Origin of the sequence: Massilia atriviolacea, from assembly GCF_003953935.1 — a bacterium.
Lineage (GTDB): Bacteria > Pseudomonadota > Gammaproteobacteria > Burkholderiales > Burkholderiaceae_D > Telluria_A > Telluria_A atriviolacea.
Genome location: NZ_RXLQ01000001.1, coordinates 286,945 through 298,374 on the forward strand (window position 1 = coordinate 286,945; position 11,430 = coordinate 298,374).

Genomic DNA, 11,430 nt, shown 5'->3' on the forward strand with positions numbered 1-11,430 from the left:
GGTTGGGTAGGCTGCAAGCGTTGGCTCAGCCCGTTGGCACGCGCATCGCACCGGCTGAAACGAGCGTTACGGTCGCCTTATACTGTGTATTCCCAAGCATAAACGACAGCCTGGCTTGAGGCGGATCGCTCGTTTTCATCAACTGCGTCGACACCGTCTGCGCATCGAAACTGGTTTTCAACCATTGCGCGAGATGCCCCGGTGTCATTGTGGGCGCTGCTCGCAAAATCCGGTTGATTGATCTGGCGTGCGCCGGGTTGTCGCGCTCTACCCGCGACAACGCACTCGGCTCGTCGAGATTGACTGTATCGACCGCCGTCGCTGGCGCAACAATGACAAGCAATGTACAAAAAAATGCAAATAAAGTCCGCATAACAAATCCCTCTGCGGCTACCCGGCACCGAGATCCGCATCGCACTGGTGTTCGACCGCTGCGCCCGCGCGAAGTTCAAAGCCGCATGCTGTTCGTCGCCATTCATGGGCACTTATGACATTTGCAGCCATCGCGCCGTTTATTTCCGGCGCAGCGAGGCCGAACCGATCGGGCTCAAGGCGGCGGTGCAGCAGAATCTTGCCCCGCCTGTTCCTGTGGCTGATTCCTCAGCCGATGGGCAATCAACTGCCAGACAGCCACGATAAACACAAAAACGGGCATCCAGTGCCTGACCACCGCCGGCATGTCGTTGATGTAGAATGTATTCAGCAAAAGCCAGAACATGCTACACACAACGAGGCCCACTGCGACAATAACAGCAGCATCGCGCCAAAATCGGCTGTCCGGTTTCATGGGGTTTATGCCTTTGCGATGGCCATTAAAGCGATCTTGCTTCCGCCGCCTGCATCGTCGCTGTGATTGTCGATGCCAGCACGCCCGATTGCCTCGAACGGGTCTCTGAACACAGTATCGCCGGTCCCCGCAACATGATCACCAATCTCGGGCACGTACCACCACACGTCGCTTGGCGTCGAGCCAGGCCCTGGGTTGAATTTCCAGTGCTCATCTGGGAAGGCTGGCTTCACATAAAGGTGGCCGAGTTCGGACGGAATATTCACGATGATCCCAGTCGCATAGTCAAGATATTTGCTCACGGCGGGGATTTCTCCGATTATGCCTCCGATCTTCCAGCCTGCCACGCCAGCGGCAGCAACGCCGCCTATGGCGGCTCCATAGACCCCAAGGGCGGAACTGCCGGCCACGGGCCCCGCCTGCTGAACAACATGCGCGCCAAAACCGGCGCCAAGGGCTGCCCCGAGTCCAACGATATCCATTGCGCCAATGTCTCCTTGATTTGGGCTGTCCGGTGCTTGTAGCATCAAGCGATTCAGCCGGGTTTCGATGTCCTGCAGATCGCCTCTGACGACGCTGTCCATGATGCCTCCTTTGGGCCGCCGTGAAGTCGGCGGATAGGCGAATCATGAGCGAGCGACGTGCCAGGATTTTGAGGTAGCTCAATTCTGCGCCGCCGGCATGTCAGAATTTCCGACGCTCCGGGCGCCCGGCTGCCCAGGTAGCCCGGCACTCGAGCAACTTCCCCGATCGCCGTACGCCGACATGCGGCTGACGTCCCGGCGCTGCCGCGCGCGTCGAACGCCTGCGGATTCCGATGCTGCGTGGACCAGGTGCGGCGGGATAGGCGGCGTCATCTCGACCGTTCTGCGTGCCGACCCAGACCGTCAACCGTGCGTTGCCCTGGTCCGAGAGGAGCGGCGCCATTGTGGGCTGCGGTTTGCCAGCCTTGCCGGCGATGACGATTAATCCGGCCGCGCCCGCCGCTCGAACCGCCCGGCCATGCGGCGTTTGAAACACCGCTGCAGGTCATTGTTTTTCAGCGTGCACTACAGTGGCCTGTAGTGGGTATTGTATAATGGCGCTTTCGCGCTTAAGCGCCTGATTCTATACACAAAACATACAAAAAAGCATGTTATCCACAGCAAATATCACGATGCAGTTCGGCGCCAAGCCGCTGTTTGAGAACATCTCCGTCAAATTTGGCGACGGCAATCGCTACGGCCTGATCGGCGCCAACGGCTGCGGCAAGTCGACCTTCATGAAGATCCTCGGCGGCGACCTCGAGCCGTCGGCCGGCACCGTCATGCTCGATCCGAACGAGCGCCTCGGCAAGCTGCGCCAGGACCAGTTCGCCTTCGAAGAAATGCGCGTGCTGGACGTGGTGATGATGGGCCACACCGAGCTGTGGAACGCCATCTCCGAGCGCGACGCCATCTACGCCAATCCGGACGCGACCGACGACGACTACATGCACGCGGCCGAGCTCGAAAGCAAGGTTGCCGAATACGACGGCTACTCGGCCGAAGCGCGCGCCGGCGAACTGCTGCTCGGCGCCGGCGTCTCGATCGACCAGCACCAGGGCCCGATGAGCGCCGTGGCGCCGGGCTGGAAGCTGCGCGTGCTGCTGGCCCAGGCCCTGTTCTCGAATCCGGACATCCTGCTGCTCGACGAGCCGACCAACAACCTGGACATCAACACGATTCGCTGGCTCGAAGACGTGCTCAACGACCGCAATTCGACCATGGTCATCATTTCCCACGATCGCCACTTCCTGAACCAGGTGTGCACCCACGTGGCCGACATGGACTACGGCACCCTCAAGGTGTATCCGGGCAATTACGACGAGTACATGTTCGCCTCGACCCAGGCGCGCAACCAGCAACTGGCCAACAACGCCAAGGCCAAGGAAAAAGTCGCCGAGCTGCAAGACTTCGTGCGCCGCTTCGCCGCCAACAAATCCAAGGCGCGCCAGGCAACGTCCCGCGCCAAGCAGATCGAGAAGATCAAGGTCGACGACATCAAGCCGTCGTCGCGCGCCTATCCATTCGTGCGCTTCGAAGCCGAGAAGAAATTGCACCGCCTGGCGGTGGAAGTCGAAGGCATTTCCAAGAAGTACGACCGCCAGCTGTTCAAGAATTTCAGCATCATGGTCGAAGCGGGCGAGCGCATCGCCATCATCGGCGCCAACGGCGCCGGCAAGACCACCTTGCTGCGCTCGATCGGCGCCGAACTGACCGGCCTGCAGCCGGACACCGGCCGCGTCAAGTGGGCGGAAAACGCCAACGTCGGCTACATGCCGCAAGATCCGACCGAAGACTTCGCCAGCGATGCCGTCCTGACCGACTGGATCGGCCAGTGGACCAAGGAAGGCGACGACGACCAGGCTGTGCGCTCGATCCTCGGCCGCCTGCTGTTCGGCGGCGACGACGTGAAGAAATCGGTGCGCGTGCTGTCCGGCGGTGAAAAAGGCCGCATGATGTACGGCAAGCTGATGCTCGGCCGTCACAACGTCATGCTGCTCGACGAGCCGACCAACCACATGGACATGGAATCGATCGAGTCGCTCAACATCGCACTCGAAAAATACACCGGCACCCTGATTTTCGTGTCGCACGATCGCGAATTCGTCTCGTCGCTGGCCGACCGCATCCTCGAAATCAAGGAAAACGAAATCGTCGATTTCCGTGGCAACTACGAGGATTATCTGAAGAGCCAGGGCATCGACTAAGTCATGGGACGGGGCGCCAGGCGTCCCGTCGGCGCTGGAGCAGGGCGGGCACCGAGGTGCCCGCGCGTCGTTTCACGGCGCCTTCCTGCAACGATTCCTCTCTTGTGAGATAGTACCGACATGAATATTCTCCCTATCAAAGCCGTCGAATACGAGCATCCCCAGGCCGGCCAGAGCTGCACCGCCCAGGCCTGGGCGCGCACCCCGGCGGTCCCGTCCGCCGCCGAAAAAACCGCCCTCAAGGAGCGCATCAAGCGCCTGCTGAAGGAACGCGAAGCGGTACTGGTCGCCCATTATTACGTCGATGGCGACCTGCAAGACCTGGCCGAAGAAACCGGCGGCTGCGTTTCCGATTCACTCGAAATGGCGCGCTTCGGCCGCGATCATCCGGCAAAAACGCTGGTCGTCGCCGGCGTGCGTTTCATGGGCGAAACGGCGAAGATCCTCAGCCCCGAAAAACGCATCCTGATGCCTGACCTGGACGCCACCTGTTCGCTCGACCTGGGCTGCCCGGCCGACGAATTTTCGCGCTTTTGCGACGCCCATCCCGACCGCACGGTCGTGGTGTACGCCAACACCAGCGCCGCCGTCAAGGCGCGCGCCGACTGGATGGTGACCTCGTCCATCGGCCTCGACATCGTGGCCCACCTGCATGCGCAGGGCAAGAAGATCCTGTGGGCGCCGGACAAGCACCTCGGTTCCTACATTCAAAAGCAAACCGGCGCCGACATGCTGCTGTGGCAGGGCTCCTGTCTGGTGCACGACGAATTCAAGGGGATCGAACTCGACCTGCTCAAGGCCGAGCATCCCGAAGCGCGCGTACTGGTCCATCCGGAATCGCCCGCCAACGTGGTGGCCCTGGCCGATGTGGTCGGCTCGACGACCCAGCTGATCAACGCCGCGCAAACGATGGATGCCACCACCTTCATCGTCGCCACCGACAATGGCATCCTGCACAAGATGCGCGCCGCCGCGCCGGGCAAGCATTTCATCGAAGCGCCGACCGCCGGCAACAGCGCGACCTGCAAGAGCTGCGCGCACTGTCCGTGGATGGCCATGAACGGCCTGCAAAACCTGGCCGATGTGCTCGAGAGCGGCAGCAACGAAATCCATGTCGACCCGCACGTGGGCAAGGAAGCCGTGCGCGCCATCGACCGCATGCTCGATTTCGCCGCAGCAAAAAAAGCCAAAGCCTTGCCGACCAGTGCGTTGGCCAATGAAGCAACCCTGTTTTCCGGAGTGGGCCCAGCATGAGTAATCTACAGAATCCCTACGCCGTCTTCGACGAAGCGCTGCAAGCGGCCTTCGAATCGAACCTGCTGGCCGCCTTGCTGGAAGACGTCGGCAGCGGCGACCTGACCGGCAAACTGGTGCCGGACGACACCCGCGTGCGCGCCCGCGTCATCGTCCGCGAAGAAGCCGTGCTCTGCGGCGGACCGTGGTTCGAAGGCGTGATGCTGGCCCTCGATCCGAGCATTGATGTCGACTGGCAATATGCCGAAGGCGACCTGATGAACGCCGGCAGCGTGGTCTGCACCATCGAGGCGCCGCCGCGCGCCTTGCTGACGGCCGAGCGCGCCGCGCTGAACTTCATGCAACTGCTGTCGGGCGTGGCGACCGTCACGCGCAGCTATGTGGACGTGGTCGAAGGCACCAAGGCCGCCATCCTCGATACGCGCAAAACCCTGCCGGGCCTGCGCCAGGCCCAAAAGTACGCGGTGCGTGTCGGCGGTGGCAAGAACCAGCGCATGGCTTTATACGACGGCATCCTGATCAAGGAAAATCATATCGCGGCCGCCGGCGGCGTGGCCAAGGCGCTGGCGGCCGCGCAGGCGCTCGACGCCGGCGTGTCGATCCAGATCGAAGTCGAAACCCTGGCCCAGTTGGGCGAAGCGCTCGATGCCGGCGCCACCTCGATCCTGCTCGATAATTTCGAGCTGGCGACGATGCGCCACGCGGTCGCGCTCAATGCCGGACGCGCGCTGCTGGAAGCGTCCGGTGGGGTGAATATGGAGAGTGTGCGGGCCATCGCCGAAACGGGCGTCGACCGCATTTCCATCGGCAGCCTGACCAAGGACATCAAGGCCACCGATTTCTCGCTGCGGATTATTGACTGAGCGGGGACTGGTCGACGTAGATCAGTTTCGATGTATCGAAACCGAGCGCCTGGGCTTTATCGACCAGGCGCTTTTTTGTTGCCTCGTCCATGGTCGGGGTGCGCGACAAGAGCCATAAGTTGTCGCGATCGGGTCCGCTGACGAGCGAATAGCCGTACTTGTCGCGATCGAGGTCGAACACGATATACGAGCCGTAAAAGGGACCGAAGAACGACACTTTCAGAAAGCCCACATCCGGCTTCTCGACAAAATACGCCTTGCCCTCCGACTGCTTCCATTCCTTTTTCTCGGCGTTATAGCCACGGTTGACGACCTTGATGCCGCCATCGTCGCGCAGGCTGTACTCGGCCGATACCCGGCTCAAGCCGCGTTCGAAAGAATGATCCAGGCGGGCGATTTCGTACCATTTGCCCAGATAGCGGGCCGAGTCGAAATTGGCGACCGGTTCGATGCCCGGCGGCTTGGACACGCAGCCGGCCAGTACGAACGCCATCACAGCAAGCAATATTTTCATGGTGAACTCCACGCTAAGAATGTCGAGTTCGATTGTAGCCCAAGGGGTGGCCAGCCCCTTGCGCGATTGCTACAGCAGCGCGCCGAGTGCGAACGCGATCGCGCCGACCGCGCCCGCCGCCTGGGCCAGCCGCGCCACCCGCTGCGGGGCGTAGGTCAGCAGCAGTACCAGCGCGAGCGCCGCCGCGGTCATCCCGCCCAGCCAGACCAGCGGACCATGGCCGCCGCCCGCCTTGAGCACGGCAGCGGCCAAGGCCAGCGCCAGCGCGGCCGCGCCGGCCGCCTGCAGGCGCTGGCGCACGGCCGGCGGCGGCTCTTGCCCGCGTCCGTGCATGTCGGCGTAATGGCGGTCCATCGCCACGCTGAGCGCGCCGAAACCGGCGTGGCAGAGCGCGAACACCGCCACCATATACAAGGCGCCGCTCATGATGCCGCCCCGATCCCGGCGCCGACCGCCGGCGTCCTGGCGTCCTTGGCCTTGCCACGGCCGAGCCGCAACGCGGCGTAGCCGAGCAGCAGCCCGAGTGCCAGGACCGTGATGTCGAACCACGCCACCGCACTCGGTCCCTTGAACAGGCTCACGCCGAGGTGCGAGGTCGTGGTGAAAGCATTCAATAGCGGGATCGCGCCGAACAGCAGCGCGCCGGCGGCCAGCTGCAAACGCCACATCGCGCGGTCCGGCTTGATCTGCGCCAGCAGCGCGGCAGCGCCCCAGGCGGCGAAGAAGACGGCGATTTCATTGTCCGGGCGTTTGTCCATCCCGACCGGCAGCAGGCGATTGGCCCAGAAGTAGCAAGCCAGGGCGATCGGCAAGCCGGCAATCGCGCCGATGTTGAGCGCCTCCACCAGGCGCGTGCCGAAGCCGATGCGGGCGCCGGCCTTGAGCGCCTTGGCCTGCGACTGGCGGCTCTTGACCGCCCACAGGATCGCGCCGGTGGCCACCATCGCATACCCGGCCAGGCCGGAAATGAAGAACAGGGCGCGCAGCAGCGGCTCCGCAAAGCGCGCCACGTGCAGGCCGTACATCACGCCGTGCGTCGCCGCCGGCGGCGCCAGCTGGTCGCCGGCGCTGGCCAGCAGCGCGCCGCTCACGCCGTCGAACTGCATGGCCGGCTGCTTGTACGACAGATCGCGTGCGCTGGCGCGCGTGATCGAGATGCTGGCGTTGGCGTGGTTCGGATGATTGACCGTGATCGATCCGGCGTGGCCGTTGCCGCCCCAGTGGCGCTCGGCCTGTTCCAGCATCGGCCGCAGCGGCGCCAGCACGGCCGCTTCGCCCGGCTTCTTGGCCGGCTTGCCGGCGCTGGGGAAGACTTCCTCGGTAAACTTGTCGCGGTCGCCCCTGTACGCCACCTCGGCCGCACTGGGCATGTACATGAACATCAAGGTCACCAGGCCCGTGTAGGTGATCATCAGGTGGAACGGCAGCGCCAGTACCGCCGTCGCATTGTGCGCGTCGAGCCAGGAGCGCTGGCCCTTGTTGGGGCGGAAGGTGAAGAAGTCCTTGAAGATGCGCTTGTGCGTGATCACGCCGCTGATGATCGACACCAGCATGAACATCGCGCAAAAGCCCACGATCCAGCGCGCCCACAGGGGCGACATGTAGTGCAGGTCGAAGTGCAGGCGATACAGGAATTGTCCGCCGCGGGTATCGCGCGGTTCGGCCAGCGCGGCGCCGGTGACCGGATCGATCAGGGCCGATTTGAGGCGCTGGCGTTTGCGCGGCGCGCCTTCCGGCGGTGGCGGCGCGGTCCAGGCGATGCGCACGGCCTCGTTGCGCGCGGTCGGCAGGTTGATGAACCAGCGCGGGGCATCCGGCGCGCGCGCCTGCAGCGCCTTGACCGCCATCTCGGCGGCGTCGACGCTGCTGGCCTTGTTCGCGGCCACGCCGTGCAGTTCCGGCTCCATCCAGAAGGTGATTTCTTCCTGATAGTAGCTGGCGGTGCCGCCGGCGAAGATCACCAGCAGGACCCAGCACGTCAACAGGCCGGACCAGGTGTGCAGCCAGGCCATCGACTGGCGGAGATTTTCTTTCATGGGACGTTCCGGTACAAAAGATAGACGATGGCGGCCATGCCGGCCGCCGGCAGCAGCAGGCCAAGCCAGGCGCGCGTGGCGCTGCGGGCGGCGAACACCCAGATCACGGCGCCGGTGTAGACGGCGAACGAGGACAGGGTGGCGGCGATGACGGCATCGGCGCGTCCGGTACCCAGCACGCGCGGCAGCAGCAGCGCGAGCAGGGCGCTGGCCGCCGCCGCCAGCGCATAGCCGCCGAGGATGGCGGCCAGCGCGCGCGATCCGACGCCCAGCCGGTAAGCGAGAGGGGCGGACAGGCGCATCTTACGGCGTATTGACGTTCGGTTTGGCGGCCGGCGGCGGCGCGATGGCGGCGGCGCCGGTGCTCTGCACCATGCTCATGGTGGTGACGTAGTTGGCCACGTCGTAGGGCTTGCCGTCGCGCTGGCCGCCGCTCTTGTCGGTGTGGTGCGCTTCCAGCACGTAGGTGCCTTTCCACGGCATGGCGAAGCTGACCAGGCCTTGCTCATCGCTCTGCGCTTCCTTGGCCCAACCCGATTGCGCCACCACGCCGACCTTGGTTTTGGCCAGCGGCTTGCCCTGGTAGCTCAGCTGGAACTGGCCCGGTTTGCCGGTCGGGACGATGTCGAGCGTCAGGCGGGCCTGCTGCGCGGCGCTGCCGTTGACCAGGCGCGCGGCCGGAGTCCAGATCGAGCGCACCACCGTGTCGCCGGTCTTCTTTTCGAAAGCCGGGTAGTTCGCTTCTTCGGCCACGATGCTCTGGCCCTCGGCGGCGCGCGCCGACAGCACGAAGGCGCCGGCGGTTTTGTCGAGTTTCAGTTTGCGGTCGGCGCCGGCGCCGATCAGGGTGGCGCTCGGCGCGACGAATTTGTCGAGCAGGCCGGGCGAGGCTTCGCGCAGGTTTTCACCGAACTCGCCGAAGTAGACGGAGGCGGTCTTGCCATCCTGTTCGATCCAGATCTGGTGCGCGTTCGCGCTGGCAAAGGCGCCGCACAGCAGCGTGGCGAGGAGGGTGCTTGCGTAGTGTTTCATGGTTGTCCTTGTTGTGATTAGTATTGATAACGCAGGTTGGCCGATACCGAACGCGGCTCGCCGTAATAGCCGCCGTTGTAGAACCCCACGCGGCGGTAGTAAGTCTTGTCGAGCAGGTTGTTGATGTTGATCCCGGCCGACAGCTGGCGCGTGATCTGGTAGCGGGCCATCAGGTTGAGCAGCGTGTAGGCGGCCTGGCTGGTGCGCACCTTGCCGGTCGGCGCGGTGGCCGTGGTGTAGATTTCGCTCTGCCAGTTCACGCCGCCGCCGATCGTCACATCGCGCCATGCGCCCGGCAGGCGCCAGGTGCTGGTGATGCGCACCATGTCGCGCGGCTGGATCGTGTTGACCAGAACATCCTTGGCATTGCGCGAGGTGCTGCGCGTGACGCCGGCCGACAGCTGCCAGCCCGGCATCGGCGTGCCCGCCACTTCGGCTTCCACGCCGCGGCTCTTGGTGCCCTTGCCGGTCGAGACGTACGGACGGCTGCCATCGGGCAGCAGCACGCCCTGCGGCACCGAGCTGTCTTCCTCGCCCAGGTTATCCTGCTTGGCTTCGAACACGGCGACGGCGGCATTCAGGCGGCCGCCGAAGAATTCGGCCTTCACGCCCGCTTCCACATTGCTGCCGGTGACCGGGTCGAGGAAGTTGTTGTTCTTGTCCTTGTAGTTCTGCGGCTTGAACAAGTCGCTGTAGCTGGCGTACAGCGAGGTCGCCGGCGCCAGGTCGAACACCACGCCCGCATACGGCGTCAGCACGTCCTTCGATTCGTAGCGCCCGGTGGCGTTGACAAAACCGCCGCTGGTGTTGAAGTTGTCGGTGCGCGTCTTCCAGGTGCTCAGGCGCGCGCCGGCAATCACCTGCAGCGGATCGGCCAGGCGCAGGCGCGTGGCCAGGTAGGCGCCCGATTGCTCGGTCACCGCCGCGCTGCTCGCGCCGGTGCGCCACGATTTCGGCTGCGGCACCTTGCCGGTCCAGTTGCGGAAGTCCGGAATCGTCAGCGGGAACGGCAGCGGGTCTTCAATCGCCATCGCGGGACTGACGCCGTCGCGGCGCCAGCCGTTCCAGCCGGCCACCAGCTCGTGCTTGCGTCCGAACAGATGGAAGGCGCCGGTCGCGTACAGGTCCAGGTTGTCCTGCGTTTCCTCATACGGGAAGACGTTGGTCCACACGGACAGCCCGGTGCCGTCGCGGTTCGGATAGCCGCTGCCGCCGTAGAACAGCGCGCCGTCGGAGGTGGAATCGAGCCGGTTGTACGAGACCTTGACCTTCCAGTCGTCGTTGATGCGGTGTTCGAGGTTGGCGTACGCATTGCGGTAGGTGCGCTCCCAGCTGCTCCACTCGGCCGCCACATTGAATGAGCGCGGCAGGTTGGCCGGGGTGCCGTCGCTGAAGAACAGCGGCGTGGTGCCCCAGGTCGTGCCTTTGGGCGTGTTGTGCTGGTAGTCGACGCCCACGGTCAGCAGGCTGTCGCGGCCCAGGTCCGCCTCGACCATGGCGCCGGCGACGATCTTGCGCTCCTTGTACAGGTCCAGGTGCGAATGGCGGTTCTGCACCACGCCGGTCAGGCTGCCGCGCACGCTGCCTGACGCATTCAGGGGCGCCGAGATGTTGGCCTGCACGCGCCGCATGTCCCACGAACCGACGTTGACCGAGGCCGAACCGCTCAATTCGCGCGTCGGGCGCTTGTGCACCATGTTGATCGTGGCCGACGGGTCGCCCGCGCCGGTTACCAGGCCGGTGGCGCCGCGCACCACTTCGATGCGCTCGTACAGGGCGGTGTCGAACAGGGCGCTGTTGCCCGAGCTGTAGTTGGCGGCCACGCCGTCCACCTGGAAGTTACTGATCGAGAAGCCGCGCGACGAAAAGCCGGTGCGCTCGCTATCGTTTTCCTGCACCGTGATGCCGGGCGTTTGCACCAGCACGTCGGCGATGCTGGTCAGGTTCATGTCGTCCATGCGCTGGCGCGTGATGACGGTGACCGACTGCGGCGTTTCGCGCAGCGACAGGTTGAAGCGGGTGGCGGTGCTGGCGGCGCGCGCGCCGTACGAGGTGCCGTCGTTCTTGTCGCCGTGGATTTCGACCACGCTCACGGGCGCGTCGTCGGGCGCCGCTTCAGGGGCGGCGGCATGGGCCGCGCCGGCGATGGAAAGCAGCAGCGCCGAGCGGACTGCCAATGCAAGGGGATGTAAGGTCATGTTCATTGACGGATG

General features: G+C 64.5%; 12 protein-coding genes. 3 read left to right on the top strand and 9 right to left on the bottom strand.

Annotation, left to right across the window (positions count from 1 at the left end):
* Positions 1-25: 25 nt before the first annotated feature.
* From EJB06_RS01230 to EJB06_RS01240, 3 genes are all read right to left on the bottom strand, one after another.
* A complete protein-coding gene (locus tag EJB06_RS01230; protein WP_126072174.1) occupies positions 26-373 on the bottom strand; it encodes a hypothetical protein in 348 nt (115 codons plus the stop codon).
* A 174-nt stretch (positions 374-547) separates the two neighbouring features.
* On the bottom strand, positions 548-787 hold the full coding sequence (locus EJB06_RS01235) for a hypothetical protein (protein WP_126072175.1): 240 nt from the start codon (positions 785-787) through the stop codon (positions 548-550).
* Between the two features lie 5 nt (positions 788-792).
* Complete coding sequence (locus EJB06_RS01240; protein ID WP_126072176.1) at positions 793-1,371, bottom strand: hypothetical protein; 579 nt, start codon at positions 1,369-1,371, stop codon at positions 793-795.
* A gap of 548 nt (positions 1,372-1,919) precedes the next feature.
* Between EJB06_RS01240 and EJB06_RS01245 the strand changes: the two genes are divergently transcribed.
* From EJB06_RS01245 to nadC, 3 genes are all read left to right on the top strand, one after another.
* The gene (locus EJB06_RS01245) at positions 1,920-3,518 is read left to right on the top strand and encodes an ABC-F family ATPase (RefSeq protein WP_126072177.1); all 1,599 of its coding nucleotides are present in this window, start codon (positions 1,920-1,922) and stop codon (positions 3,516-3,518) included.
* A 120-nt stretch (positions 3,519-3,638) separates the two neighbouring features.
* Positions 3,639-4,772 carry a quinolinate synthase NadA gene (nadA, locus tag EJB06_RS01250; protein WP_126072178.1) on the top strand — a complete coding sequence of 378 codons (1,134 nt, stop codon included), beginning with the start codon at positions 3,639-3,641 and terminating at the stop codon, positions 4,770-4,772.
* A complete protein-coding gene (gene nadC, locus EJB06_RS01255; RefSeq protein ID WP_126072179.1) occupies positions 4,769-5,635 on the top strand; it encodes a carboxylating nicotinate-nucleotide diphosphorylase in 867 nt (288 codons plus the stop codon). Before nadA ends, nadC begins: the two co-directional genes overlap by 4 nt.
* On the opposite strand, the gene EJB06_RS01260 is transcribed toward nadC, so the two are convergent.
* The 6 genes from EJB06_RS01260 to EJB06_RS01285 form a co-directional block, all read right to left on the bottom strand.
* Positions 5,625-6,149, bottom strand: a complete 525-nt coding sequence (locus EJB06_RS01260) for a lipocalin family protein (protein WP_126072180.1) — start codon at positions 6,147-6,149, stop codon at positions 5,625-5,627. The genes nadC and EJB06_RS01260 overlap by 11 nt on opposite strands.
* 69 nt (positions 6,150-6,218) lie before the next feature.
* Positions 6,219-6,575, bottom strand: coding sequence for a DUF3325 domain-containing protein (locus EJB06_RS01265; protein ID WP_126072181.1), 357 nt, complete (start codon positions 6,573-6,575; stop codon positions 6,219-6,221).
* Entirely contained in the window at positions 6,572-8,185 is a 1,614-nt protein-coding gene (locus EJB06_RS01270) for a PepSY-associated TM helix domain-containing protein (protein WP_126072182.1), read from the bottom strand. Before EJB06_RS01270 ends, EJB06_RS01265 begins: the two co-directional genes overlap by 4 nt.
* Positions 8,182-8,487 carry a DUF3649 domain-containing protein gene (locus EJB06_RS01275; RefSeq protein ID WP_126072183.1) on the bottom strand — a complete coding sequence of 102 codons (306 nt, stop codon included), beginning with the start codon at positions 8,485-8,487 and terminating at the stop codon, positions 8,182-8,184. Before EJB06_RS01275 ends, EJB06_RS01270 begins: the two co-directional genes overlap by 4 nt.
* A 1-nt stretch (position 8,488) precedes the next feature.
* Entirely contained in the window at positions 8,489-9,217 is a 729-nt protein-coding gene (locus EJB06_RS01280) for a DUF4198 domain-containing protein (RefSeq protein WP_126072184.1), read from the bottom strand.
* Positions 9,218-9,234: 17 nt separating this feature from the next.
* A complete protein-coding gene (locus EJB06_RS01285) occupies positions 9,235-11,421 on the bottom strand; it encodes a TonB-dependent siderophore receptor (protein WP_126072185.1) in 2,187 nt (728 codons plus the stop codon).
* Positions 11,422-11,430 lie beyond the last annotated feature (9 nt).